Source organism: Candidatus Flexifilum breve (genome assembly GCF_016713355.1).
The window spans coordinates 668,111-692,602 of the sequence record NZ_JADJPI010000004.1 but is presented as its reverse complement, the minus strand read 5'-3'; the positions used below and the strand labels follow the sequence as shown (position 1 = coordinate 692,602).

At 61.3% G+C, this 24,492-nt stretch carries 26 protein-coding genes; 25 read left to right on the top strand and 1 reads right to left on the bottom strand.

The window, feature by feature from the left end; translation table 11 throughout:
• Positions 1 to 12: 12 nt before the first annotated feature.
• The 15 genes from trpB to IPK17_RS03770 all read left to right on the top strand — a co-directional run bounded on the left by trpB (position 13) and on the right by IPK17_RS03770 (position 13,629).
• Positions 13 to 1,239, top strand: coding sequence for a tryptophan synthase subunit beta (trpB, locus tag IPK17_RS03840; protein ID WP_343416345.1), 1,227 nt, complete (start codon positions 13 to 15; stop codon positions 1,237 to 1,239).
• A complete protein-coding gene (locus IPK17_RS03835; RefSeq protein ID WP_343416344.1) occupies positions 1,239 to 1,673 on the top strand; it encodes an NUDIX domain-containing protein in 435 nt (144 codons plus the stop codon). The genes trpB and IPK17_RS03835 overlap by 1 nt, the downstream gene beginning before the upstream one ends.
• The gene (locus IPK17_RS03830) at positions 1,670 to 2,446 is read left to right on the top strand and encodes a PALP domain-containing protein (protein ID WP_343416343.1); all 777 of its coding nucleotides are present in this window, start codon (positions 1,670 to 1,672) and stop codon (positions 2,444 to 2,446) included. The genes IPK17_RS03835 and IPK17_RS03830 overlap by 4 nt, the downstream gene beginning before the upstream one ends.
• Positions 2,443 to 3,081: a carboxylesterase family protein gene (locus IPK17_RS03825; RefSeq protein ID WP_343416342.1), complete on the top strand. Its 639-nt coding sequence runs from the start codon at positions 2,443 to 2,445 to the stop codon at positions 3,079 to 3,081. The genes IPK17_RS03830 and IPK17_RS03825 overlap by 4 nt, the downstream gene beginning before the upstream one ends.
• Positions 3,078 to 3,890 (top strand): tryptophan synthase subunit alpha, encoded by an 813-nt coding sequence (trpA, locus tag IPK17_RS03820; RefSeq protein ID WP_343416341.1) that lies wholly within the window; start codon positions 3,078 to 3,080, stop codon positions 3,888 to 3,890. The genes IPK17_RS03825 and trpA overlap by 4 nt, the downstream gene beginning before the upstream one ends.
• A 300-nt stretch (positions 3,891 to 4,190) precedes the next feature.
• Positions 4,191 to 4,559 (top strand): chorismate mutase, encoded by a 369-nt coding sequence (aroH, locus tag IPK17_RS03815; protein WP_343416340.1) that lies wholly within the window; start codon positions 4,191 to 4,193, stop codon positions 4,557 to 4,559.
• 160 nt (positions 4,560 to 4,719) lie between these two features.
• Complete coding sequence (gene aroF, locus IPK17_RS03810; RefSeq protein WP_343416339.1) at positions 4,720 to 5,736, top strand: 3-deoxy-7-phosphoheptulonate synthase; 1,017 nt, start codon at positions 4,720 to 4,722, stop codon at positions 5,734 to 5,736.
• A complete protein-coding gene (locus tag IPK17_RS03805; protein WP_343416338.1) occupies positions 5,733 to 6,632 on the top strand; it encodes a prephenate dehydrogenase in 900 nt (299 codons plus the stop codon). The genes aroF and IPK17_RS03805 overlap by 4 nt, the downstream gene beginning before the upstream one ends.
• Positions 6,616 to 7,926: a 3-phosphoshikimate 1-carboxyvinyltransferase gene (gene aroA / locus IPK17_RS03800; protein WP_343416337.1), complete on the top strand. Its 1,311-nt coding sequence runs from the start codon at positions 6,616 to 6,618 to the stop codon at positions 7,924 to 7,926. The genes IPK17_RS03805 and aroA overlap by 17 nt, the downstream gene beginning before the upstream one ends.
• Positions 7,926 to 8,747, top strand: a complete 822-nt coding sequence (aroE, locus tag IPK17_RS03795) for a shikimate dehydrogenase (protein WP_343416336.1) — start codon at positions 7,926 to 7,928, stop codon at positions 8,745 to 8,747. Before aroA ends, aroE begins: the two co-directional genes overlap by 1 nt.
• Positions 8,748 to 8,869: 122 nt before the next feature.
• Entirely contained in the window at positions 8,870 to 10,045 is a 1,176-nt protein-coding gene (gene aroC, locus IPK17_RS03790; RefSeq protein ID WP_343416588.1) for a chorismate synthase, read from the top strand.
• Positions 10,029 to 10,538 carry a shikimate kinase gene (locus IPK17_RS03785; protein ID WP_343416335.1) on the top strand — a complete coding sequence of 170 codons (510 nt, stop codon included), beginning with the start codon at positions 10,029 to 10,031 and terminating at the stop codon, positions 10,536 to 10,538. The genes aroC and IPK17_RS03785 overlap by 17 nt, the downstream gene beginning before the upstream one ends.
• Positions 10,517 to 11,602, top strand: coding sequence for a 3-dehydroquinate synthase (gene aroB, locus IPK17_RS03780; protein WP_343416334.1), 1,086 nt, complete (start codon positions 10,517 to 10,519; stop codon positions 11,600 to 11,602). Before IPK17_RS03785 ends, aroB begins: the two co-directional genes overlap by 22 nt.
• Positions 11,603 to 11,699: 97 nt before the next feature.
• Positions 11,700 to 12,152: a type II 3-dehydroquinate dehydratase gene (gene aroQ / locus IPK17_RS03775; protein WP_343416333.1), complete on the top strand. Its 453-nt coding sequence runs from the start codon at positions 11,700 to 11,702 to the stop codon at positions 12,150 to 12,152.
• Positions 12,153 to 12,300: 148 nt separating this feature from the next.
• The gene (locus tag IPK17_RS03770) at positions 12,301 to 13,629 is read left to right on the top strand and encodes a glutamine synthetase family protein (protein ID WP_343416332.1); all 1,329 of its coding nucleotides are present in this window, start codon (positions 12,301 to 12,303) and stop codon (positions 13,627 to 13,629) included.
• Between the two features lie 78 nt (positions 13,630 to 13,707).
• Here IPK17_RS03770 and IPK17_RS03765 read toward each other — a convergent pair whose 3' ends face one another.
• On the bottom strand, positions 13,708 to 15,108 hold the full coding sequence (locus IPK17_RS03765; protein WP_343416331.1) for an aspartate kinase: 1,401 nt from the start codon (positions 15,106 to 15,108) through the stop codon (positions 13,708 to 13,710).
• Between the two features lie 136 nt (positions 15,109 to 15,244).
• On the opposite strand from IPK17_RS03765, the gene IPK17_RS03760 reads away from it, so the two are divergent.
• The 10 genes from IPK17_RS03760 (at position 15,245) to IPK17_RS03715 (ending at position 24,440) form a co-directional block, all read left to right on the top strand.
• Entirely contained in the window at positions 15,245 to 16,534 is a 1,290-nt protein-coding gene (locus IPK17_RS03760) for a PSP1 domain-containing protein (RefSeq protein ID WP_343416330.1), read from the top strand.
• 139 nt (positions 16,535 to 16,673) lie between these two features.
• Positions 16,674 to 17,387 carry a PIG-L deacetylase family protein gene (locus tag IPK17_RS03755; RefSeq protein WP_343416329.1) on the top strand — a complete coding sequence of 238 codons (714 nt, stop codon included), beginning with the start codon at positions 16,674 to 16,676 and terminating at the stop codon, positions 17,385 to 17,387.
• Between the two features lie 2 nt (positions 17,388 to 17,389).
• Positions 17,390 to 18,574 (top strand): M20 metallopeptidase family protein, encoded by a 1,185-nt coding sequence (locus tag IPK17_RS03750; RefSeq protein WP_343416328.1) that lies wholly within the window; start codon positions 17,390 to 17,392, stop codon positions 18,572 to 18,574.
• A 2-nt stretch (positions 18,575 to 18,576) separates the two neighbouring features.
• Positions 18,577 to 19,200: a hypothetical protein gene (locus IPK17_RS03745; protein ID WP_343416327.1), complete on the top strand. Its 624-nt coding sequence runs from the start codon at positions 18,577 to 18,579 to the stop codon at positions 19,198 to 19,200.
• Between the two features lie 12 nt (positions 19,201 to 19,212).
• On the top strand, positions 19,213 to 20,499 hold the full coding sequence (locus IPK17_RS03740) for an adenylosuccinate synthase (protein ID WP_343416326.1): 1,287 nt from the start codon (positions 19,213 to 19,215) through the stop codon (positions 20,497 to 20,499).
• 9 nt (positions 20,500 to 20,508) lie between these two features.
• Positions 20,509 to 21,402 (top strand): helical backbone metal receptor, encoded by an 894-nt coding sequence (locus tag IPK17_RS03735; RefSeq protein WP_343416325.1) that lies wholly within the window; start codon positions 20,509 to 20,511, stop codon positions 21,400 to 21,402.
• A gap of 3 nt (positions 21,403 to 21,405) precedes the next feature.
• Complete coding sequence (locus IPK17_RS03730) at positions 21,406 to 22,107, top strand: sensor histidine kinase (protein ID WP_343416324.1); 702 nt, start codon at positions 21,406 to 21,408, stop codon at positions 22,105 to 22,107.
• A 108-nt stretch (positions 22,108 to 22,215) separates the two neighbouring features.
• Positions 22,216 to 22,530, top strand: a complete 315-nt coding sequence (locus tag IPK17_RS03725; protein ID WP_343416323.1) for a hypothetical protein — start codon at positions 22,216 to 22,218, stop codon at positions 22,528 to 22,530.
• A gap of 90 nt (positions 22,531 to 22,620) precedes the next feature.
• Positions 22,621 to 23,565: a COX15/CtaA family protein gene (locus IPK17_RS03720; protein WP_343416322.1), complete on the top strand. Its 945-nt coding sequence runs from the start codon at positions 22,621 to 22,623 to the stop codon at positions 23,563 to 23,565.
• Entirely contained in the window at positions 23,535 to 24,440 is a 906-nt protein-coding gene (locus tag IPK17_RS03715) for a heme o synthase (protein ID WP_343416321.1), read from the top strand. The genes IPK17_RS03720 and IPK17_RS03715 overlap by 31 nt, the downstream gene beginning before the upstream one ends.
• Positions 24,441 to 24,492: the final 52 nt, after the last annotated feature.

Sequence of the window (24,492 nt, the reverse complement as noted above, 5' to 3'; positions counted from 1 at the left end):
GCTAATAACAGAATGCCTGATGTAGAGACTTATATCAAGACGGGGACGACGAACGTCCCTGATGAGCGTGGCTATTACGGCGATTTCGGCGGGCGCTTCGTCCCCGAAACACTGATCCCCGCGCTGGACGAATTGGTGATCGCCTACCGAGACGCCATGGCCGACCCCGAATTTCAGGGGCGGCTGGCGCACTTGCAGCGCACCTACACGGGACGCCCGACGCCGGTTACGTATGCCAAGCGTCTGAGCGATCATCTGGGCGGCGCGCAGATCTACCTCAAGCGCGAAGACCTGGCGCACACGGGCGCGCACAAGATCAACAATGCGCTTGGGCAGGCGCTGCTCGCTCAGCGCATGGGCAAAAAGCGCGTCGTCGCGGAGACGGGCGCGGGGCAGCACGGCGTCGCCAGCGCGACCGCGTCGGCGCTGCTCGGGTTGGAGTGCATCGTGTACATGGGTAGCGTGGATATGGCGCGGCAGCAGCCGAATGTCTTCCGCATGAAGCTGCTTGGCGCGACGTGCGTTCCGGTCGAGAGCGGCAGCAAGACGCTCAAGGATGCCATCAACGAAGCGATCCGTGACTGGGTGACGAATGTGAATACCACGTTCTATCTGCTCGGTTCGGCGCTCGGCCCGCACCCATACCCCATGATGGTGCGCGACTTCCAAAGCGTGATCGGCGTGGAAGCGCGTGAACAGATCGTACAAGAGGCGGGACGCCTGCCCGATGTGTGTATCGCGTGTGTCGGCGGCGGCAGCAATGCGATTGGCCTGTTCCACGCTTTCCGCGAGGATGAACACGTTGAACTGATCGGCGTGGAGGCGGGCGGGCACGGCATCAGCGGCGGTGAACACGCGGCGCGCTTCGCCGATCCGAACATCGGGCGGATTGGTGTGCTGCAAGGGACGAAGTCGTTCGTTATGCAGAACGCAGACGGGCAGATCGTCAACACGCACAGCATCTCAGCCGGGCTGGATTACGCCTCGGTCGGCCCGGAACACGCCTACCTGCGCCAGAGCGAACGCGCCTACTACACCTACGCCACCGATGACGAAGCGCTCAACGCGCTGCAAACGCTGTCCAAGCTGGAAGGGATCATCCCGGCGCTGGAAAGTTCGCACGCCGTCGCCGAGGCGATCAAGCGCGCGCCGACCATGTCGAAAGACAGCATTCTGCTCATCAATCTCTCCGGTCGCGGCGACAAAGACCTCGATACGGTGATCAAGGCGCTGGGCTGATGGTCGCTACAAAGCATATGGTGAGCGTGATCCCGTACAACGCGCAGGGCGAGGCCCTCTTGCAGCAGCGGGACTACAACCCGGCGATTAAGTATCCCGGCCACTGGACGATCTTCGGCGGCGCAGTCGAACCAGAAGATGAGTCGTTTGAAGTGGCAGCGCGGCGCGAATTACAGGAAGAACTCGAACTCGATTTGCCGATCCGTCACTGGTACACCTACACCTGCCCGGATCGCAGCATTCCCGGTGAACTCGACGTGATCGTGCATGTGTTCGTCGCGCCGACGGAGCGCCCGGTCGAGTCGCTCACGCTGCATGAAGGCTTGACAATGGGGTTCTATGATCGGGCAGGTGCGGCGGGGCTGAACTTCGGCTTTGCCAAAGGGCCGGTCGTCAGTAAGTTCTTCGATGATCTGGAAGCGGGGCGCTTGTGACGACGGCGCTCGTGCTCACATGGATGCCACGCGGCGAGGAGGGGCGTCTGGTACGCTTCTACCCGGCGATCCGCGCGCTGTACCAGTCGGTGACGGTGGTCATCCCGCCGAGCGCCGATCCAGCGGCGGTGGCGGCGCTGCAGTCGCTCGATATGCAGGTGGTCGGGCAGGGCGAATGGGCGTCGGGGCGGTATGTAGCGCTGCGTGCAGGCGTCGCCACGGGCGCGGACTACATCCACTATGTCGATGCGGATCGGCTGGTGCGCTGGCATGAACGCCTGCCGGACGAACTGGCGCAGACGGTGGAGCAGCTTTCACGCGCCGACTTCACGGCGATCGGGCGCACACCCGCCGCCTTTGCGACGCATCCGCAGTCCCTGCAGACCACCGAACAGCTCACGAATCGCGTATTGTCGCAGTGGTTAGGGCAGCCGCTCGATCTCGCAGCCGGGTCGAAGGGGTTTAGTCTGGCGGCGGCGCGGTTTATCCTGCAGAACAGCCAGCCAATTCGCCCAATGGGGACGGATGCCGAATGGGCGGTGCTGGCATGGCGGGGTGGCTTCTCAATCCAGTCCGTCGAAGTCGAAGGTCTAGATTGGGAGTCGGCAGATCAGTATCAGGACAAGGCGGCTGATGACCAGCGGCAGGCGCAGGTTGCCGAGGCGTATGACGCTAAGCCGACCAACTGGGCGTTTCGCGTGCGCGTCGCTAATGAAGTGATTGAAGCCGGTCTGGAGGCGCTCACCCGACCGTTGTTGGAGGTAGAACTATGAGCCAACCCTTACCGCATTTACTCTACGAACCGACGGGCGGCAGCGCGCCGTACCCGTTGATCGTGTATCTGCATGGTTCCGGCGAACGCGGCGACGGAAGCAACCTCGAACCCGTCAAACTGTACGCCGTGTGTACCTATCTGGAGCAGGGGAACACGCTCCCGGCGTATGTGCTTGCGCCGCAATGCCCGTTGAACCTGTCTTGGGCGCAGGTGATTAGCCGCCTTGACGCCACGCTGGATGATTTCCTCGCCCACCACCGGGTCGATGAACGGCGTATCACAATTACCGGGTTCAGCATGGGCGGTTATGGCGCGTGGTCGTATGTAACTCGGAATCCGAACCGCTTCGCGGCGATGCTCCCTGTCGCCGGGACGACGCTCTACCACGAAGTCTTCATTCCGGAGCCGATTGACCCGTGCGCGATTGGCGCTACGCCGCTGTGGATCATCCAGAGCGCAGGCGACCCGATTGTACATACGGATCGGTCGGATGCGGTCGTGGCCAAGCTCAATGAGTGCAGCATTGAATACACCTATACCCGTTATCAGTCAGAAGGCCACACGGAGGCCGCGCGGCGCGCCTATGCCGACCCGGCCCTCTACGAATGGCTGCTCAAACAGGTGAAATCATGAGAGGTATGCAAGGCATCAGCGCGTTGTTCGCACGCGCGAAGGAACAAGGACGAGCGGCCTTCCTGCCGTATTTCCCGATTGGCTATCCGACCTATACCGACTCGGTCGAGATGATCGCTGCGATGGCGGCGGAAGGTGTAGATGGTTTTGAGATCGGCATTCCGTTCAGCGACCCGCTGGCGGATGGCCCGCTCATTCAGGCGGCGACGCAGGTTGCGCTGGAGAACGGCATCACGGTCAAACAGTGTCTAGAAGCGGTGCGCGAACTGCGGGCGCGGGGCGTCGACCAGCCGATGCTGCTGATGGGCTACCTCAACCCGTTGCTGGCTTACGGGCTGGAACGGTTTGTCAAGGAGGCGAAAGCGGCGGGCGCGGACGGTTTCATTGTGCCCGATTTGCCGCCGGAAGAAGCCGCGGAATTGGCGCAGTTGTGCGCGTGGGAAGACCTGGCCCTTGTCTTCTTTCTCGCGCCGACCAGCAGCGCGGCGCGCGTCGAACTTGTGGCGCAGCAGGCGACCGGGTTTATCTACGTGGTGTCGCTGACCGGGGTCACGGGCGTGCGCACGGATCTGCCGCCGGGACTGACCGAGTTCATCGGGCGCGTACGCCAGCATGCTCATAATGTGCCGCTCGTCATGGGCTTTGGCATCAGCAAGCCGGAACATGCGCGGCGCATGAACGATCTGGTCGACGGTTTCATCGTCGGTTCGGCGATGGTGCGCGCGGGCGGGCAGGGCATCGAAGCGGTGCGCACATTGGCGCGCGATCTGCGCCACGCGCTTGACGAAAATTCGCCTGAATCGGTGTAGCCGCGAAGATAATTCCTGTTTCGCTGCCGCTGGTGAAATTTCTGCTGGAAATTGGCGCGCAGCTCGCCGTTTGATTGACACGCCGCAACTTAACATGCTATGCTCTGCGACAAGTTCATTCGCTAGGACACGTCTGGTCATGCGTTCGCACAACTCGTTTGCCTATTTCTATTATTACTTTACGGGCGACATAGTCGAGGGTCGGGCGCTGCAAGCTGTCTAGCGGGAGAATCAATCGAGTCATCCGAAAGGCGCAGAGCAAACGCTCCGCGCCTTTTTTATTGTCGAAAGGCGGAAGGTATGAAATTTAGAGGCGTGCGCGGGGCGATCACGGTGGAGGAGAACACCGCTGAGGCGATCTGGTCGGCGACGGCGGAACTGCTGCGAGACATCATCGCGGCCAATGGCATTGAAGAAGACGATGTTGCCAGCGTGATCTTCACCTGCACGCCCGACTTGAACGCGGCCTACCCCGCGAAGGCAGCGCGGGATCTCGGCTGGCGGCAGGTCGCGTTGATCGACTGCATTGAAATGGATGTGCCGGGCGGCGTACCCAAATGTTTGCGCGTGCTGCTGCACTGGAACACCACCAAGTCGATTGGCGAAATCCGACACATTTTCAAGCGGGGCGCGGTTGTCTTGCGCCCGGATTTAGCGGTCAGCTCATAGCAGTTAGCGATTAGCCATTTTAGCACCGTGTATCGGAAACGGCCAGTCACTTTGACCCACATAGCCGATTACAGAAGTGGTAGAGCTTCGCCAGTTATTGTCTTTATCTTTCGCTAAATGCTAACAGCTAATAGCTGTACTCTCAGGGGGACAAGAAACCATGATCGTCGTGATGAAGAAGGGCGCTTCGGCGCAAGATATTTCGAATGTCGTGGGGCGCGTGGAGTTGGACGGCTACAAGGCGAGTCTGACCGAAGGCGAAGAACGCACAATCATCGGGCTGGTGGGCGAAAGCCCGACACCGCTGCGCGAAGACAACTACAGCTCAATGTCGGGCGTTGAGCGCGTGATGCGCGTCTCGGTGCCGTACAAGCTGACCAGCCGCGAGTATCACCCGATGGATACGCATGTCGCCCTCAACGGGTCGCAGGCAGGCGCAAATAAGGTGCTGGTGATCGCCGGGCCGTGTTCGGTCGAGAGCCGCGAGCAGACGATTGAGATCGCGTGTGCCGTCAAAGAAGCGGGCGCGACCGCGCTGCGCGGTGGGGCGTTCAAGCCGCGCACGTCGCCTTACAGCTTCCAGGGGCACGGCGAAACCGGGCTCAAGTGGCTGGCGGAAGCGCGCGAACGCACGGGTTTGCCGATTGTCACCGAAGTCATGGACCCCGGTCTGGTCGGCATGGTGGCGGAATACGCCGATGTGCTGCAGGTCGGCGCGCGCAACATGCAAAACTTCGTGCTGTTGAGCGAAGTCGGACGGAGTCAGCACACGGTGCTGCTCAAGCGCGGCATGGCGAACACGATGGAAGACCTGCTGATGTCCGCCGAATACATCCTCGCGCAGGGCAACCAGCGCGTCATGCTGTGCGAACGCGGTATCCGCACCTTCGAAAAGTACACCCGCAACACCTTCGACATCAACGCGATTCCCGTACTCAAGGCGCGCACGCATCTGCCTGTGATCGCAGACCCGAGCCATGCGGTCGGCTACAGCGAACATGTCACCTCGATTGCACTGGCGGCGGTGGCGGCGGGCGCGGATGGCTTGATCGTGGAAGTGCATCCGACGCCGGAACGCGCGCTCTCCGATGGCCGCCAGAGCTTGAACTATGACGGTTTCAAGCAGATGATGCAGCGGATTCAGTTGGTCGCGCAGGCGGTAGGGCGTTCAGCATGAGCGGTGGCTTTAAGAGCCGACACCTGACGGTCGTCGGACTAGGTTTGATGGGCGGATCACTAGCGCGCGCTCTGCGCAGCCGCGCCGAGGTGATCACGGGTGTGGATCGCGATCCCGATACGCTGAAATATGCGTTGGATCACGGCATTATCGATGTAAGCATGGAAGATTTGAAAGCGGGCGTGAGCGAAGCCGATACGGTGATTCTCGCTGCGCCCGTGCGCGTTATCATCCAGATGATCGAAGGACGCATCGGGGCGTACCTGCGCTCGAACACGCTGCTGATCGACATTGGCAGCACCAAAGCCGATATCTGCGACGCGATGGCGCGCCTGCCGATTGGCGTGCAGGCGATTGGCGGGCACCCGATGACGGGCAAAGAGTCGAACGGCATTGAGGAGAGCGACGCGAACTTGTATGTCGGGCGTCCATTCGTGCTCTGCCCGTCGCGGCGCACCACCCCGGCGACGCTGGCGCGGGCGCTGCTGCTGGTCGAGGCGGTCGGGGCTGTGTCGATTGAAATGGACGCCACGCGGCATGATCAGGCAGTGGCGGCGATCAGTCACCTGCCGTACCTGTTGAGCGCCGCGCTTGTTGCCACCGTCGCGCAAGAGGGGAATCAGGACGACGCCGTGTGGCGCTTAGCCGCGGGTGGCTTTCGCGACACGTCGCGGTTGGCAGCAAGCGACCTCAAAATGATGGGCGATATCCTGAGCACCAACACGCGGGCGGTGGCGCGCATTCTGGCGTTGTTCCGGCGCGAACTGGCCATGATCGAAGCCATGTTGATTTCGCAGGATGATGTTAAACTGGCGGAACTCTTGAGTCCCGCGCGAGAAGCGCGGCTCGCATGGATGCAGCGCGTGGAGGCGGCGAAAAATGGCAGCGGCAAGTGATTACTTTGCAGTCCGACCGGGAAGCGCCCTCAAAGGCGTGACGACTGTCCCCGGCGATAAGTCGATGTCACACCGCGCGGTGATGTTCGGCGCGCTGGCGCAGGGTGAGACGCACGTCAAGGCGTGGCTGCCCGCGGGTGATACGGAAGCGTCGCTCGGCGCGATGCGCACGTTGGGCGTGGAAGTCGAGCGGCACAGCGACACCGAACTGACCGTGCATGGCGGTCAGCTCCAGAAGCCGGATCGACCGTTGGATCTGGTCAACGCCGGGACGGGCATTCGCCTGCTCACCGGGATCATGGTTGGGCAGCCGTTCCCGAGCGTGTTGGACGGCAGCGAGCAGCTCCGCCGCCGCCCGATGAAGCGCATCATCGACCCGCTGCGGGTGATGGGCGCGGATCTTGAAGGGACGAACGGCTACTGCCCGTTGTACGTGCGCCCGGCGCAGCTCAAAGGCGTCGAACATAAAATGACGGTGGCCAGCGCACAGGTCAAAAGCGCGCTGCTGCTGGCGGCGCTGTTCGCAGATGCAGAAACACGCGTGATCGAAATCGGACCGTCGCGCGATCATACCGAGCGCATGTTAAGCGCGATGGGCGTCAAGATTGTGACGGAGGGCAATGTCGTCACTATCCAACCGACGCCTGTACTCAAGCCGATCAACTTCACTATCCCCGGCGATGCGTCATCGGCGGCGTTTCCAATCGTTGCGGCGTTGATTGTGCCGGATAGTGACATCACCCTGGCCAACATCAACCTCAACCCCACGCGCACGGGCGTGTTTGAGGTCTTGCAGGCGATGGGCGCTGACCTGACAATCACTGAGACGGGCACGGAAGCAGGCGATCCCGTGGGTACGATTCGTGTGCGTTCCAGTCTGTTGAAGGGGACACAGGTCGGCGGCGAAGTCGTCGTGCGCATGATCGATGAGTTCCCGATCTTCATGGTGGCGGCGTTATTCGCTGAAGGCCGCACCATCGTGCGCGACGCGGGTGAACTGCGCGTGAAAGAGACGGATCGTCTCGCGGTGATGACTGCCGAACTCACGAAGTTGGGTGCGAACATCATTGAGACGGAAGACGGGTTCATCATCGATGGGCCACAGGTGTTGAGCGGCGCGGAAGTGTACGGTCACGACGATCACCGCATTTCGATGAGTCTGGTGGTGGCCGGGTTGGCGGCGGACGGTGAAACGACGGTACTTGATGCCGAATGCGCCGCGGACTCATTCCCCGGTTACGCCGAGACGCTGCGCAAGTTAGGGGCGGATGTGCGCGTGCAGGTGCTCGATTGATGAGCGAGAAGAAAGTCGCCGTCATCGGGTGGCCTGTAGAACACAGCCTCAGCCCGGTGATGCACAACGCGGCCTTCGCGGCGCTCGGCATGACGGACTGGTTCTACGACAAGATTCCGCTGATGCCGGATATTGTCAAGCTTGGCTTGCGCGAACTGCGCGATCATGGTTTCATCGGCGTGAATGTGACGATTCCGCACAAGCAGGCGGTCATGCCGCACTGCAAACCAGATGCGACCGCCCGGGCGATTGGCGCGGTCAATACGATTGATTTTCGCACCAACGTAGGCACCAACACCGACGTGATCGGCCTGATGGATGACCTCGCCGCGCATGACATTCAGGTGAACGGGCAAACGGTGATCGTGCTCGGCGCTGGCGGTGCGGCGCGGGCGGCGGTCTACGGCCTGAGCAAGGCCGGCGCGCAGGTGATCGTCGTGAATCGCACCGCGGACAAAGCGCAGCAGATGATCGAGTCGGTCGGCGTGGCGGCGGACGTCCTAAGCGCCGACGAAGCGTTTGCGACGGGCGCGCGGATCGTGATTAACTGCACGCCCGTCGGCATGCATCCGAAAGTCGACGCCTCGCCATTGGAGATCGTTCCCGCTGGTGTGACGCTCTACGACATGATTTATCGTCCGGCCAAGACGCGGCTCATGGAACAGGTCGAGGCGGCGGGCGGGCGGGCGGTGAGCGGACTGGGCATGCTCGTGCGGCAGGGCGCAGCGGCCTTCCACCTGTGGGCGGGTGTGTATCCCCCGGTCGACGTGATGCTGCAAGCGGCCCAGCAAGCGCTAAACGAAAGAAAAGAAAATGCCTAACGCCAAGGCGTTAAGACGCCAAGGCGCAAAGGATTTGTTCAAATGATACTTTGCGTCTTCGTGTCTTTGCGCCTTTGCGTTGAGTCTTGATCTTTGCGGTCATGAGATGAGGTAGCTACATGCTGAGATTTTTAACGGCGGGTGAGTCGCACGGGCCGACGCTGACGGCGATACTAGAGGGCATGCCCGCGGGACTCGCGCTCGACGCGGAGTACATCAACACCGAGCTGGCGCGCCGCCAGACGGGTTACGGATCGGGCGGGCGCATGAACATCGAACGCGACGAGATTCATATCTCGGCGGGGGTGGCGGCAGGCATGACGACCGGTGCGCCGCTCGCCCTGTGGGTCGAGAACCGCGACTACAAGAATTGGCGCGAAAAAGACATTCCGCCGATGACGACGCCGCGACCCGGTCATGCCGATCTCACAGGCGCGATCAAGTACGGCTATCGCGAACTGCGGATCGCCCTAGAGCGAGCCAGCGCCCGCGAAACGACGATGCGTGTGGCGGTCGGCGCGGTGTGCAAGAAGCTCCTCGCCGAATTCGGCATTGTGATCGGCGGGTATGTGGTGCAAATTGGTGGGGTGAGCGTGACGCTTGACCCGGCGCTGACCTACGAGCAGCGCTTCACCGCGGCGGAAGCCAGCGATGTGCGCTGTCCCGATCCGGCGACAGCGGAACTGATGCATGAGGAGATTCGGCAGGCGAAGATCGCCAAGGATACGCTCGGCGGCGTCATCGAAGTCGTCGCGCTCAACGTGCCGCCGGGACTCGGATCACACGTGCATTATGACCGCCGCTTGGACGGCAAAATCGTCGCGGCGATGGTCAGCGTGCACGCCATGAAGGGCGCGGAGATCGGCCCGGCGTTCGAAAACGCGGGCAAGCGCGGTTCGGAAGTGCATGACGCGATCAGCGTCGACGAGCACGGCAACCTACACCGCTCGACCAACCGCGCGGGTGGGTTCGAAGGTGGCATCACGACGGGCGAGCCGATTGTGGCGCGCGTGGCGATGAAGCCGATTGCGACGGTCATGCAGTCGCTCGAATCGGTCAATCTGGCGACGGGGCAGGCCGAACAGACGACCTATGAACGCAGCGACTTTTGCGCGACGCCGCGCGCCGTGCCGATCCTCGAAGCGATGATGGCGTTTGTCATTGCTGAAGCGTTGATCGAAAAGCTCGGCGGGGACAGCGTGGCGGAAATGCATCCACGCTTCAACAGCTTGCGCCGTGCGCGGTTGAGTGATTTATTAATGGATAATCGGGAGTGGCGGTTTGGCTACCCCGAATGATCGCAGCATCGTGATCACGGGCTTTATGGGCACGGGCAAAACCACCGTGGGGACGATGCTTGCGCGGCAGTTGGCGCGTCCGTTCGTTGATACCGATGTGGAGATCGTCAAGCGGGCGGGCAAGCCGATCCCGGCCATCTTCGCTGAGGATGGCGAACCTGTGTTCCGCCAGTACGAACGCGATCTTGTCGCGGAACTGGCGGAGAAACGCGGACTGGTGATCGCGACGGGCGGCGGCATGCTGGTCAACCCGGAGAACCGCGACCGCCTGCTGCCAACGGCGCTGGTCGTGTGTTTGGACGCCTCAGCCGAGGTGATCGGCGCGCGGCTCTCCCGTGACAGCGGGCGGCCTTTGGCGGCCAACTGGGCAGAACTGCTGGAGAAGCGGCGCGCGGCCTATGCCGCCATTCCTCTCCATGTGAATACGGCGAACTGTACACCGGAACAGGTGGCAGAGAGGATCATCCGATTATGGCAGACCGAATCGACGTAAAGACGTTGGACGGCAGCTACCCGATCATCATTGCGCGGGGGCTGCTCAGCCACATCAACCCGGCGGCGTTGGGACTCAATGGGCAGGTGGCGCTGGTCTCCAACACGACGGTGGCACCGATCTACGGTGAACCGTTAGCCTCGGCACTGCCCAACCCCAGCCTGATCACCATCCCGGATGGCGAACACTACAAGACGCTCGAAACGGTCGCCCGCCTGTACAGTGATTTCGTCGCGGCGGGGCTGGATCGGTCGGCGGTGGTGGTGGCGCTCGGCGGTGGGGTGGTCGGCGATACGGTCGGCTTCGCGGCGGCAACCTACATGCGCGGCGTGTCGTTCGTGCAGATGCCAACCAGCCTGCTGGCAATGGTCGATTCGAGCGTGGGCGGCAAAGTCGGCGTCGATCTGCCGCAGGGCAAGAATCTCGTCGGGGCGTTCAAGCAGCCACAGCAGGTGATCATCGATCCTGATGTGCTGGACAGCCTGCCCGAGCGTGAATGGCGCTGCGGCATGGCGGAGATCATCAAGCATGGGCTGCTGGCCGATGAAGTGCTGTTGGAGCTCGCGCAGGACTACCGCGTGAATATCGACGAGATCATCCCGCGGGCGATTCAGGTCAAGGTCGCGGTCGTTGAAGCGGATCCGTATGAGCGCAGCATCCGCGCCCACCTCAATCTCGGGCACACCTTCGCCCATGCCATTGAGCAGGTGAGCGGCTACACGTGGCTGCATGGCGAAGCGGTCGGCGTGGGGTTGATCGCGGCGACGCTGCTGTCCGCGCAGCTCCGCCTGTGCTCGCCCAACCTGATCGAGCTGGTGGAAAGCTTGATCGAAGACGTGGGATTGCCCACGCGCATCGACGATCTCGACCCGGAAGCGATCTGGGCGGCGATGGCGACCGACAAGAAGTGGAGCCACGGGCGCTCCCGCTTTGTGCTGCTCGAAGGCATCGGCCAGCCGAAAATCGTGAATGATGTGCGCAAAGGCGATGTGATCGCGGTGCTGGAACACATCAAGGACAAGGACGCGACGCAGCGCCGCAAAGATATTCGGCGGCTGCGCTAAAGACAAGTTTACAGTCATCAGTTCACAGTTATCAGTCATAAGCCGCTTTTACTGTGAACTGTGAACTGACAACTGATAACTTCCACTGGGGACTGTGATGAAGAAGAAGATTTTGTTGTTGCATGGGCCGAACTTAAATCTGTTGGGCACGCGGGAGCCGGACGTTTACGGCAAGATGACGCTCGAAGAAATCAACAACCGCGCGGCGGATCACGTTCGTGGGCATGGCATTGAGCTGCGCGCGGAACAGTCGAACCATGAAGGCGCGCTGATCGACATATTGCATATTGCGCGCAACTGGGCGGATGGGGTGGTTTTCAACCCCGGCGCCTATTCGCACACGTCGATTGCGCTGCGCGATGCCGTGAGCGGGATCAAGCTGCCCGTCATCGAGGTGCATTTGTCGAATATTCACGCCCGCGAGGAATTTCGCCATAAATCGGTGATTGCCCCTGTGTGTGTTGGACAAATCAGCGGCTTTGGCTGGCGCAGCTACCTGCTTGGACTCGATGCTATGCTCGGTCATTTGGGCTTGCTCGATAGTCTGTGATGTATTGCCAAGCGGTCTTATGTGAAATTTAGACAAGATCACTATAAGTCCCTGATCACCTGCTTTGTATAATTCAGACAAGGTTTAGTGGCATCCGGTTGCGTGGCTGCCGGGATTCAGACGTAAAAATGATGAGGATTACATCCCGATGATGACGAAAGATGCGGTGCTTGCGGCCATTCAGGAACATCAGGTGGAATTTGTCGTCCTGTGGTTCACCGACATCACGGGCATCGTCAAGAGCATTATTATACCCACGCCGAAGATCGAGCGGGTAATTGACGACGGACTGCACTTCGACGGATCGTCGATTGAAGGCTTTGCGCGTGTTGCCGAAAGCGACATGATGCTCATGCCTGACCTCAATACGTTCGCCGTGCTGCCATGGGACAATCCCAAGACCGCTCGCTTGATTTGTACGGTGCAGACTCCCGACGGCATGCCGTTCATCGGCGACCCGCGCAACATGCTGATCAAGGCGCTGGATAACGCCACCTCGATGGGCTTCACGTTCAAGACGGGCATGGAACTCGAATTCTTCCTGTTCCGCCGCCACGCGGAACTGCTGCCGCTCCAACCGTATGACGAGGCCAGCTACTTTGATATGTCCAACAGCGGGGTGCTCGGCGTGCGCCGGAGCATGCTCTCCACGTTGATGGACATGGGCATTCGCGTGGATTCGTCGCATCACGAGATCGGCGCGGGCCAGCAGGAGATCGACTTCGACTATAATGACGCGCTTGTCTCGGCGGACAATGTGTTGACGGCGAAAGTGGCGCTCAAGGCGATTGCGCTGCAAAAAGGGCTGCACTGCACGTTTATGCCCCGTCCTTCAGCAAACTTGCCGGGGTCGGGGATGCACACGCATCAAAGCCTGCACGATTTGAATACGGGCGTGAATGTGTTCGCCGACCCGGAACACGAATACGGCTTGTCGGAGACGGCGCGCTATTTCCTCGCCGGACAGTTGGCGCATGCGCGCGCCATGTGCGCTATTCTCGCCCCGCTGATCAACTCTTACAAGCGTTTGAGCGTGAGCTTTGAAGCGCCCAAATACGTGACGTGGGCGCACGTCAACCGGGCGGGCGCGGCGCTGATCCGCGTGCCACACATTTCCCCCGGCAAAGAAGCGCACACGCGCCTCGAACTGCGCTGCCCAGACCCGAGCACGAATCCCTATCTCGCGACGGCGGTGATGCTCGAAGCCGGGCTCGATGGCATTCGCCAGCAGATGTCGCTGCAGGATGCGCTGGAAGAGTCGCTCACCAAGCCGGATCGCTCACGGCTGCGCTACACCGAGACGCTGCCCACCTCGCTGGCAGAAGCCTTGGACGCGCTCAAGGGCGACGACGTGATCATGAATGCGCTCGGTCACTATATTGGCGACCGTTACCTCGCCGCCAAGCAGCAGGAATTGGACGACTACAACCGGCAGGTCACGCCGTGGGAACTGGATCGATATATCAATCGGTTCTAGGTGTGGGGTTGGTTGATCAAGTGGCGTAATTTTTGTCGGGGCGCACGGTCGTGCGCCCCGACGATTCCCGGCCTATGGTCAGCCGTTCTTCAAAATGAGGTTGTGAATGCGGGTGAGGGCGGTTTCGCCGTACTGCGTTTCGACCACCAGCGACACGCTGCAATGCGACGGCGCTTGCGAGAGCGCCAGCAGCGGAATCCCCTCCAGCGCCAGCAGCACATTGGCCGTCAGCGTGTGAATCTCACCTAAGCGCGTGCCGATGACGGTCACGACCTGCACGGGGCGCGTGTTCCAGCCCGCCGACAGTTCTTCATCCTGGTTGAGTGCGACCTGCAGACTGTGCAGCGCGTCTGGCCCGGCCATCGTCGGGATGACGAAGCAGATGAAGCTGTGTGATGACGACTGCGAGGTGATCGTCACATCGGTGTGGCTGCCGGTGAGGTCGGCGAGCATACTGTCGACCGTCTGGGCGAGCGGGGCGAGCGGGCCGTTATGCGACGTCGACATCCCCAGACCTTGAATTGATGTCACGGCGCGAATGGCTGGCAGCATCGATGCCAGCTTATCGCGGACGAGCGTACCGGGCTGCTGGGGCGTGTACACGTTGCGCACGCGCAGCGGAATCGACTGTTCGCGCAGCGGGTGAATCATACGCGGGTGCAGAATGCGCGCCCCGAAATACGCCAGTTCCGCCGCTTCATCATACGAGAGCGTCGGGATCACACGGGCATCGTCAATCTCCCGCGGATCGGCGGTCATCAGCCCGTCGACATCCGTCCATACCCACACTTCACGGGCATCGCTGCCTACACCTAACACGGAGGCCGTGTAGTCGCTGCCGCCGCGACCGAGCGTGGTCGGCTTGCCCGTCACGCTGGAGCTAATGTACCCGGTCACCACCGGGATGATCCCGCGCTGGAGCAGGGGGAGCAGATGCGTCGCGATCCGTTCGCGGGTGAGCGCGAGGTCGGGGATAGCGTTGCCGTAGGCGTTGTTGGTGATGATCAAGTCGGTCGCATCGATGGCAACGCCGCGCAGATTGTTCTGGCGCAGGAGCGCGGCGACAATGCGCGCGGCGAGGCGTTCGCCTACATGCACGATCTTGTCGGCAACTTCCGGGCGGAGCGCATCGTCATGATGCTCGGCGACCGTCTGACATGTGCCGAGCAAATCGTACAGCAAGCGGTCGAGGTCGGTTTGCAGGGCGGTCTTTTCGGTCGAGCCGAGCGGTAGATGCTCGATCAAGGCGAGATGGCGCGTCCGCAGTGTCGCCACAATGCGGCGATACCCGCGCTGGTTGTTCAATTGGGCTAAATGAGCGGCTTCGATGAGGGCGTCTGTCACCCCCTCCAACGCGGAAACCACCAGAATCAAGTTCGTCCAGCGTTCGTGCTCATACAGCACGATACTCAAGACTTGACTCAACCCGGTTGTCATCCCGACGGATGTACCGCCGAACTTCATCACTAATGTGCTCATCGACGCGCGATCTACTGGGTGAAATCTTTAGGTTAACAAACTAGCACCGTGCCGAAATTTTGTCAACTCTTTGCGATTGTGACGATGTCGCCTATCATTAATGGCGGATGTGTAACGTATTTTTATCAGGTATCCCATGACAGACCAACCTGTTACGATGCAAAAGACAGTGGCCGGAGTGCGCTTTCACCGCGTCGGCAAACTGTATCACTTTGATTTCAGTGAATACCCCGACCTCAAGGTCGGCGATTATGTGATTGTCGAAACGGCGCGCGGACGCCAGATGGGTGAAGTGATGAGCTTCAACGCCGTCGAAGACGACAAGGACATGCGCGAATATAAACCGATCATGCGCATGGCCAGCCCGCGCGATTTGATTCTGAAGCACCATTGGGAGCTTCAGCAGGATACCGCGTTGGCGACCTGTCGCCAGAAGGCCGCTGACATGGGCGGGTTCACGGATGTCAAGTTCATCATGGCGGCCTACAACTATGATGGCACGATGCTCACGTTCCTGTACACCGCCGAAGATAAGGTGAACGTCAGTCGGCTGTGGAACGAACTCACCCGCGCCTTCCCGGCACAGGTGGAAATGCGGCAGATCGGCCCGCGCGATGTCGCCAAGCTGCTCGGCGGCTACGGCGCATGTGGCGAACTGCGCTGCTGCTCGACGTTCCTGACCGACTTCAGCCCGATTTCGATCAAAATGGCGAAGGCGCAGGGCATTTCGCTCAACCCGTCAGAGATCACCGGGATGTGCGGGCGTTTGCGCTGCTGCCTCGTCTATGAGTACGAGCAGTATGTCGAAGCGCGGCAGAAGCTCCCCAAGAAGAACAAACGCATCGGCACGCCGTACGGCGAAGCCAAGGTCGTCGACGTGTTCCCGCTGGCCGACTCCGTGCTGGTGTATATCGAAGAACAAGGCTTGCAGACGGTCAAGCGCGAAGAGATCGTACCCTTAGAGGAGCTCGAAGCGCTGGCGAAGAAGGCCAAAGAACCGTGCACCGTTCACGGCGATGAAGGCTGTGACTGCGGCGCGAAACCGCCCAAAGCCAAAGCCGAAGCCGCCCCCGTCGATGCGGTCGCTGGCGATGAAGTCCCCGGGGCTGAGGAAGGTGGGGAAGGCGAGTCGCCGCTGCCAGCGCGCGCCGTCGCCCGGTCGGAACAGTCGCCGTCGGATCAGTCGCACCGCCCGCGCCAGCGCAAGCGCGGTGATCGCCGCCAGGGAGATCGTCCGCAGCAGCCGAAACAAGGCGCCCAGGCGGAGGCCAAACCGCAGGGTGAACCACGCAAAGAGCGTCCGCCGCGCGGCGAACGACCGGAAGGAAGCGGCAGTGGGCAGGGGCGGCGCAAGAAGAATCGCCCGGATCGCCGTCCGAAGAATCAAGAGAACAGTGGCGGCGGCAGCCCGGAAGCCGCTGAATAACGTCACCGCGCTTCACCTCCTCGGGGTGGGATGTTGCGACACCCCCATCAGATACGGTATACGTAGGGGCGGGAAAACCTTCCCGCCCTTGTAAACCGGCGAGCGCGATCTCGCCTCGAACCAACAAACGGAGCTGTGCATGGCAGCAGAGGTAGTGAAGCGGGTGCTGGGGGTGTTCGCGCACCCGGATGACCCCGAATTTTTCGCGGGTGGGACGTTCGCGCGCTGGGCGGCGGAAGGCGCGGAGATCATCTTCGTGCTGGCGACCAGCGGCGACAAAGGCAGCAGTGACCCCGCCATGACGCACGCGGCGCTCGTCGCGATTCGTGAAGTTGAAGAACGCAATGCGGCTGCCGTGCTCGGCGTCAAAGAGGTGGTCTTTCTGCGCTACCCCGACGGCGAACTCACGCCCTCGCTCGACTTGCGGCGCGACATTGTGCGCCAGATTCGCCTGTACAAGCCGGATACGGTCGTCACGTGTGACCCGACCGTGTTCTGGTTCGGCGACCGCGGACTGAATCACCCTGATCACCGGGCGATAGGTGAGGCGACGCTCGACTCCGTCTACCCAACCGCGCGCGACCGCCTGAACTTCCCGTCACTGGAGACGGACGAGGGGCTCGAACCACACAAAGTTAAGCACCTGTACATCAGCGGGACATACAGCGGCAACCTCAAAGTCGATGTCACAGAGTATCTGGAAACGAAGATCGCGGCGCTGCGCGAACACAAAAGCCAGATCGCCGATATGGAGGCGCTGGCCGAACGCCAGCGGGGCAACCGTGACCCGGAAGCTCCGCCTGATGCGCCGCGCTATATGGAAACTTTTCGCGTGATTACATTTGATCGGTGAGGATGATGGCCATAGACTTTAAGGCGCAGGCTGAAGCGCTGCGCGATGAATTGATCGCTCGGCGGCGGGATTTCCACGCGCACCCGGAACTCGCGTTTGAGGAGTTTCGGACGGCGGGCATTGTGGCGCAAGAGCTGCAAAAACTGGGTTTGGAAGTACGGACGGGTGTCGGCAAGACGGGCGTGATCGGCTTGCTGGAAGGTGGGCGCGAAGGCCAGACGATTCTCGTGCGCGCCGACATGGATGCGCTGCCCATTCTTGAGGAAAACCAGACCGATTTCACGTCGAGCGTGCCGAACAAGATGCATGCCTGCGGTCATGATGGTCATACGGCGATTGCGCTCGGCGTGGCCAAACTGCTCTCCCAACACCGCGATGAGATCGCCGGGACGATCAAGTTTGTGTTCCAGCCCGGCGAAGAAGTTGGACGCGGCGCGCAGGCGATGGTCGACGATGGCGCACTGGAAGATCCGCGCCCCGATGTGACGGTTGGCTTGCACCTATGGAACAGCATGCCGGTGGGCAAAGTCGGCGTGGCCGATGGCTCGACGATGGCGGGCGCGTCGATCTTCGACATCAAGGTGACGGGCAAGGGCACGCATGGTGCACTGCCGCATGTTGGCATTGACCCGGTGGTGTGTGCCGCGCAGATTGTGACCGCGCTGCAGACGATTGTCAGCCGCTCGTCCGATCCGCTTGATACGCTGGTGGTGTCGGTCACGCAGATTCGCGCGGGCGATGCCTACAATGTCATTCCCCAGTTTGCCGAACTGCACGGCACCGTGCGCTACTTCCGCAACGAAACGCGCGACCTCGCCCGTGAACGCATGCGGGAAATCGCCGTGAATGTCGGGTTTGCTATGCGCTGCGAAGTGGAAGTCAACTTTGTTGATCTGACGATTCCGGTCATCAATAATGCGGAAGTCGGCGCGAAGCTGCGTCCGCTGTTCGCGGAGATGCTCGGCGCAGACAATTTGGACACCACAGCGCGCACGATGGGTGCGGAAGATGTCAGCCTGTTCATGAACGATATTCCCGGATTCTATTTCTTTGTCGGCGCGCAGGATATGACCGCCGACGCCTACTACGGACATCATCACCCGAAGTTCTCGATTGACGAGAACTCGCTTCCGCTCGCTGTGGCGCTGCTGAGTCAGGCGGTTGCCGCGTACGTGCTGCCGGAGTAATCATGCCCAGCGTGAATGTGCTGCGGTGGATTGATGGGCGTGGATGGATTGTATTGGCGGGGGGCGCGGACGACGACGTGCGCGCGCTGGCGATCAACCGTTCCAGCGCGGATGGCGGGATCGCTGTGATCGCGCTGGATGGGTCGGGGGAACGCCTGAGCGATGACCTCGGCGATCTCGGTGCACCGTCCAGCTACGCCGTCGACGTGTTCACGGAAGACGACGAGGCCATTGAGAGCAAACTCGCCGAGGCGGGCGTCGTGCTCGTGAGCAGCGCGAGTTCCGCCAGTGAAGCCCGGTCGACGCTGCGCGGCGCGGCCATTACGGGGATGCAGCAAGCATATGCCAACGGCGCAGTCATTTTGCTGGAAGGTGAATCAGCGGCGGCCTTTGGGTCGTGGATCGCGCCTGTGGGTGACGGCCTGGAATGGCTGGAAGGTGCGCTGATTTTGGTCGGCGTGCAGGACACGGCGGCGCGCGCCAAACTCGTCTTCGACGTGCAGCCGACGGCGGTCGCGCTGGCGATTGAACCCGGATCGGCGTTGGCGCTCGGCCCGGATGGTCAGATTGAACCCTGGGGTAGGGGACAGGTCACCGTTGCTCTGGGATCAGCTTTTCGCACATAAGAGGGTGTAGACATGCCTGCAACAGTAGTGATCGGCGCTCAATGGGGCGACGAGGGGAAAGGACGCGTCGCCGATTGGCTGGCGGCGCAGTCGGATGTCGTAGCGCGGTATGCAGGCGGGGATAACGCTGGACACACCGTTTACGTCGGCGATCAGGTGTTCAAGCTGCATTTGATCCCGTCGGGAATTCTGCGGGATCAGGCAGTATGTTTGCTGGGCAATGGCACGGTCATTAACCCGGTGAACATGGTGAAAGAGATGGAAGGGCTGCGCGCGGCGGGCGTCGATGTCAGCCCCGGTCGCCTGCTGATCAGCACGCGTGCGCACATCATCGCCCCGGCGCATATCGCGCTGGATGCGGCGGGGGAAAAGGCGCGCGGCGCAGACAAGATCGGCACGACGCTGCGTGGTATCGGCCCGGCGTACACTGACAAGACGAATCGTTCCGGTCTGCGCGCGGGGCAAATGGCGGACCCGGAAGCGTTCGCCGATGCGCTGTATAAGCACACGGGCGCGGCGAATGAACGGCTCGTGCGCGATGGCAACGATCCGCTTGATCCGCAGAAGTCTGCCGAAGAGTACATCGACGCGGCGTACAAGCTCAAGCCGTATCTGGCGGATACCTCGGCGTATCTCAATGCGCGTTTGCGTGAAGGTGCCGTTATTCTATGCGAAGGCGCGCAGGGCACGATGCTCGACATCGACCACGGCGATTACCCATTTGTGACCAGCTCGTCGCCGACTGTCGGCGGGGCACTGACCGGCTTGGGGATCGGCGCGCGCTGGGTGGATCGCGTGGTGGGCGTGGCGAAAGCCTTCAGCACGCGCGTGGGCTCTGGCCCGTTCCCGACGGAAGTTGAAGGCGAACTCGCGGCGCGCCTGCGCGGCACGGGCGAGAACTTCTGGGATGAATTTGGCACGACGACCGGTCGTCCGCGCCGCTGCGGTTGGCTGGACATGCTCATCCTCAAATACGCGCGGGACGTGAACGGCTTCACCGAACTGGTGCTGACCAAGCTCGATGTCTTAAGCGGTCTACCTGAAATAACCATCGGCGTGGGCTATGAGATCGATGGTACAATTTTGGATGGTATTCCGGTCACGACTGCCGACCAGATGCGCGTCAAACCGGTCTACGAAACGCTCCCCGGGTGGGATGAACCACTGGGAAGCGCGCGCACGTGGAATGATTTGCCGAAGGCGGCGTGTGCGTACATTGACCGGATTGCCGAACTGCTCGAAATTCCAGTTAACACTGTGAGCGTTGGCCCGGAACGTGATCAATTAGTGCAGCGATAAGTTGAGTGTATGCAGCAGGATGGAACATACCGGTATACGATGGAAGCTCCGGTCAGCACACCGCCGCAGCGGGTGGTGTCGCTTGTCCCGAGCGTGACCGAGTCGCTGTTTGAACTCGGCGTCGGCGACCGCGTAATCGGCATCACCGATTACTGTGTCCATCCTGCTGAACAGGTCGCCCGCCTGCCGCGCATCGGCGGGACGAAGAACCCGGATGTGGAGCAGATCATCGCGCTCCGCCCGGATCTCGTGATCGCGAATCAGGAAGAGAACCGCGAGGCGGATGTCGTCGCGCTGCAAGCCGCTGGCATCCCCGTGTGGGTGACGTTCCCCAAAACCGTGCGCGAAGCCTTCAACCTGCTGTGGAATATCATGTACGTGTTTGATGAACCGTCCATGGTCGAACGCATCCGCTCAACCGAGTGGCTGTGTGACTGGCTGGAACGCATGGAACAACCCGAGTGCAAAGTCTTCGTGCCGATCTGGTCTGACCCGCTGATGACGTTCAACGCTGATACCTTCGCGCATGATGTGCTGCGCGTGTGCGGCGGGACCAACGTCTTTGCCGACCGCGAACGGCTGTATCCGCTGGCGGCGGATCTCGGACAGGCTGAACCGTTGAGCGCGGACGATCCGCGCGCGGTGGGGCGGGATACGCGCTATCCACGTGTGACGCTGGCCGAAGTCGAAGCAGCGCAGCCCGACGTAATTCTGCTGCCGAGCGAACCATTCGCCTTCAATGCGAGTCACATCCCTGTGTTTGCTGCGCTGGATATTCCGGCGGCGCGCAACCAGAATATTCGCTTAGTCGATGGTTCGCTGCTGACGTGGCATGGTACCCGTTTGGCGCGCGCCTTGAATACGCTCCCCAATCTCTTGTGTCCATCGAAGAGTGAAGTCTAGACCATGCCCGAAAGCAGTTGGACTGAAGTTGTCGGCGTCATCGCCCACGACCTGAAAACCCCCATCACCTCCGTCAAAGGTTACCTGGAACTCATCGAACAGGTTGGCGAGTTGAACGAACGCCAGCAGCAGTTCAGCGAACGCGCGTTGAACAGCCTCAAGCACATGGAACAGCTCGTCGGCTTACTCCTCGAACTTTCATGGATTGACGCGGATCGTCCGCTGCAATGCGACGACTGCGACGTGGCGGCACTGCTCACGCGAGTGGTCTCTGTACTCGAAGACATGGCCGCGCGGCGGGAAGTCACCTGCCATCTGGAGATAGAGCCGCATCTGGGCGTCATCCCGGCGGAAGGCCGCCGCCTCGAACAAGCGATCCTGAATTTGGTCAACAACGCCATCAAGTACAATCGGCAGGGCGGGAACGTGTGGGTGACGGCGAAGAAGTCTGAGAGCCATGTGCATCTGACGATCCGCGACACGGGCGTTGGCATCGCGCCAGAGGATCAGCCGTACATCTTTGACCGCTTCTACCGCGTGCGCTCGCACAGCCATGAACACATCGAAGGGACGGGTCTGGGTCTGTCGATTGTCAAGGCGGTGATCGAAAAGCATGGCGGCACGATCACCCTTGAAAGCGCACTCGGTGAGGGCACAACCTTCTTCGTCACACTGCCCCGGGCACGCGGCGCGAGCTGCGAGTAAATTCGGCTGGGAGTCGCCAAAGCGCGGCTGACTCCTGCTTGCAGGTCTTTGTTCAAAACTGTACAATCAACGAGTTCTTTTCAGACATCCAAATAGTGGAGGCGTAGTGTGAAGCGGTTTGGCTTAGTAATCGGTCTGCTCCTGCTTCTCCTGATCGGTGGCGGCTTGACCTCGCTGTTAATCGCCAATGAGGGTGGCGGCGTGCTCCCCGTGCTGCAAATTGTCGGCAGTCCGGAAGCATCCAGCACGGTGATGACGCAGTGGAAGGCGAATCAGTTGTTCGCGCTGATCGGTTTCCTGCTCTTCAACCTGGTTGGCATTGCGGTGACGCTGGCAATTATCCTGTGGTTGCTGGATCGCGGTGTGCGCCGCGCCAAGGCCGAAGGCGCAGTCGCCCCGAAGACCCCGGCTAAACAGTCGTAAGGTGGTTGGCTGCGCGGCGTCCGCGCGGGTTGGTTGCACGGTTCATCAGTTCCTCAAGTCCCTGTTTCTGGCATCTGCGGGTTAATTGGAATGCAAAGTCGTTTGTTCCCACGTTTAGCGTTAGCGACGGCACTGTTAACGGTTGGTTTGATCGTCTTTGGCGCGGTTGTGCGCGTCACCGATTCCGGGTTGGGCTGTGGTAATCACTGGCCGTTGTGCAACGGCACGGTGATTCCGCCGCTGGATAACCTCACTGCGTGGATCGAGTGGCTCCACCGCCTGTTCGCCATGTTGATTGGTGTGTTCGGGTTGGGGACGCTGATCGTCGCCGTCCGTGCGTATCGCAAGCAGAATCGCGGGGCGCTCACTTTCACGGTGATCGCGGCGGTGCTGTTCGCGGTGCAAAGCGGCCTCGGCGCGATTGTCGTCGTGTTCGACCTGCCGCCAACGTTCGTCACCCTGCACCTCGGTACCGCTATGCTGCTGCTCGGCGCGCTGCTGGTCGCTGCCATCGTTGCGACCTACAAACAACCGGCGCAGTCGGAAAATCAGCGGGATAGTTTCACCACTCTGACCTATATCACAACGGCCCTGTCGCTGGTCATCATTTTGACCGGAGCGCTGGTGCGCGGCAGCGGTGCGACGCTCGCATGCGTCGATTATCCGCTGTGCAACGGCTCGGTGCTGCCGCTCGATCAGGGTCAGCTCCAGATCATCCACATGACTCACCGGTATTCGGTGGCGGCGCTCGGCATTTCACTGGCAATGCTGGTGTGGTCGGCATGGCGCGCCCGTCAGGCGAGGCCGGTGCGGCGGTTGGCGCTCCTGGCACTGGTCATGTATCTGGCGCAAGCCACCATCGGCGCACTGTTCGTGCTGACCGCGGCGTCTCCGTTATGGGGCGCGGCGCATGTTGGGTTTGCGGCGGCCACGTGGGCGCTGCTCGTCGCGCTCAGCGCGGTCGAAACGATCAACAATCGAACATTTAATCAGCCGGAGGTTGGATGGCAACCGTCTTCCCAAGCGAGCCGATGAAACCGACGAGTTTCGGCGATACGCTCAAGATTTATCTTGAGCTGACCAAGCTGCGCATTGTGCTGCTGCTCGTGTTTACGACCGTGACCGCCATGTTCATTGCGGCGGAAGGTGCGCCGTCATTCGCCGTGCTGGTGCCCACGATTATCGGTGGGGCGCTGGCCGCAGGTGGATCGAGCGTCATCAACCAGTACTATGATCGTGACATGGACGCCAAAATGACGCGCACGGCGCGCCGTCCGATTCCGTCGGGGCGTGTATCGCCCACCAACGCGCTGATTTTCGGCGTGGCGCTGATCGTGTGGTCGGTGTTCATTCTCGGCGTGTTCGTCAACTGGCTGGCGGCGGGGTTGGCGCTCGGCGGTTCGCTCTATTATGTAGTCATCTACACGGTGCTGCTCAAGCGCAATACCGTTTTGAATATCCTGATCGGCGGCGGGGCAGGCGCGATGCCCGTGCTTGTCGGGTGGGCGGCGGTCACTGGGACGCTGAATGTGGAAGCGTGGCTGCTGTTCGCCATCGTGTTCTACTGGACGCCGCCGCACAGTTGGGCGCTGGCGCTGCTGGTCAACACCGATTATGCGCGCGCCAATGTGCCGATGATGCCCGTCGCGCGCGGCGAGGCGGTCACGCGCCAGCAGATTCTGCTCTACGCGATCATGCTGCTGCTGATCAGCCTGCTGCCATTCGCATTTGGCACACTGGGCGCAATCTACGGCATGGGCGCGGTGCTGCTGGGCATCGGCCTGATTCGCGCGTCAGTCAATTTGATCAAGGAGAAGACGGGCGCGGCGGCGCGGTCGACCTACAAGTTCTCCACCGCTTACCTCGCCTTCCTCTTCCTGATCATGATCATCGATACGGTGATCCTGTAATCTATCTGGTCTGTGTGGACGCGCTGCGGCGCGTCCCAACGTGAGTCCGTCC

What these genes read in the sequence shown, in the direction of transcription:
- IPK17_RS03730 (WP_343416324.1), top strand. Translation starts at nt 21,406, where the DNA reads ATGCCCGAAAGCAGTTGGACTGAAGTTGTCGGCGTCATCGCCCACGAC.
- IPK17_RS03835 (WP_343416344.1), top strand. Translation starts at nt 1,239, where the DNA reads ATGGTCGCTACAAAGCATATGGTGAGCGTGATCCCGTACAACGCGCAG.
- IPK17_RS03770 (WP_343416332.1), top strand. Translation starts at nt 12,301, where the DNA reads ATGATGACGAAAGATGCGGTGCTTGCGGCCATTCAGGAACATCAGGTG.
- IPK17_RS03735 (WP_343416325.1), top strand. Translation starts at nt 20,509, where the DNA reads ATGCAGCAGGATGGAACATACCGGTATACGATGGAAGCTCCGGTCAGC.
- IPK17_RS03755 (WP_343416329.1), top strand. Translation starts at nt 16,674, where the DNA reads ATGGCAGCAGAGGTAGTGAAGCGGGTGCTGGGGGTGTTCGCGCACCCG.
- aroH (WP_343416340.1), top strand. Translation starts at nt 4,191, where the DNA reads ATGAAATTTAGAGGCGTGCGCGGGGCGATCACGGTGGAGGAGAACACC.
- IPK17_RS03805 (WP_343416338.1), top strand. Translation starts at nt 5,733, where the DNA reads ATGAGCGGTGGCTTTAAGAGCCGACACCTGACGGTCGTCGGACTAGGT.
- trpA (WP_343416341.1), top strand. Translation starts at nt 3,078, where the DNA reads ATGAGAGGTATGCAAGGCATCAGCGCGTTGTTCGCACGCGCGAAGGAA.
- IPK17_RS03720 (WP_343416322.1), top strand. Translation starts at nt 22,621, where the DNA reads ATGCAAAGTCGTTTGTTCCCACGTTTAGCGTTAGCGACGGCACTGTTA.
- aroQ (WP_343416333.1), top strand. Translation starts at nt 11,700, where the DNA reads ATGAAGAAGAAGATTTTGTTGTTGCATGGGCCGAACTTAAATCTGTTG.
- IPK17_RS03745 (WP_343416327.1), top strand. Translation starts at nt 18,577, where the DNA reads ATGCCCAGCGTGAATGTGCTGCGGTGGATTGATGGGCGTGGATGGATT.
- aroF (WP_343416339.1), top strand. Translation starts at nt 4,720, where the DNA reads ATGATCGTCGTGATGAAGAAGGGCGCTTCGGCGCAAGATATTTCGAAT.
- aroB (WP_343416334.1), top strand. Translation starts at nt 10,517, where the DNA reads ATGGCAGACCGAATCGACGTAAAGACGTTGGACGGCAGCTACCCGATC.
- IPK17_RS03750 (WP_343416328.1), top strand. Translation starts at nt 17,390, where the DNA reads ATGATGGCCATAGACTTTAAGGCGCAGGCTGAAGCGCTGCGCGATGAA.
- aroE (WP_343416336.1), top strand. Translation starts at nt 7,926, where the DNA reads ATGAGCGAGAAGAAAGTCGCCGTCATCGGGTGGCCTGTAGAACACAGC.
- IPK17_RS03825 (WP_343416342.1), top strand. Translation starts at nt 2,443, where the DNA reads ATGAGCCAACCCTTACCGCATTTACTCTACGAACCGACGGGCGGCAGC.
- IPK17_RS03765 (WP_343416331.1), bottom strand. Translation starts at nt 15,108, where the DNA reads ATGAGCACATTAGTGATGAAGTTCGGCGGTACATCCGTCGGGATGACA.
- IPK17_RS03760 (WP_343416330.1), top strand. Translation starts at nt 15,245, where the DNA reads ATGACAGACCAACCTGTTACGATGCAAAAGACAGTGGCCGGAGTGCGC.
- IPK17_RS03715 (WP_343416321.1), top strand. Translation starts at nt 23,535, where the DNA reads ATGGCAACCGTCTTCCCAAGCGAGCCGATGAAACCGACGAGTTTCGGC.
- IPK17_RS03740 (WP_343416326.1), top strand. Translation starts at nt 19,213, where the DNA reads ATGCCTGCAACAGTAGTGATCGGCGCTCAATGGGGCGACGAGGGGAAA.
- aroA (WP_343416337.1), top strand. Translation starts at nt 6,616, where the DNA reads ATGGCAGCGGCAAGTGATTACTTTGCAGTCCGACCGGGAAGCGCCCTC.
- trpB (WP_343416345.1), top strand. Translation starts at nt 13, where the DNA reads ATGCCTGATGTAGAGACTTATATCAAGACGGGGACGACGAACGTCCCT.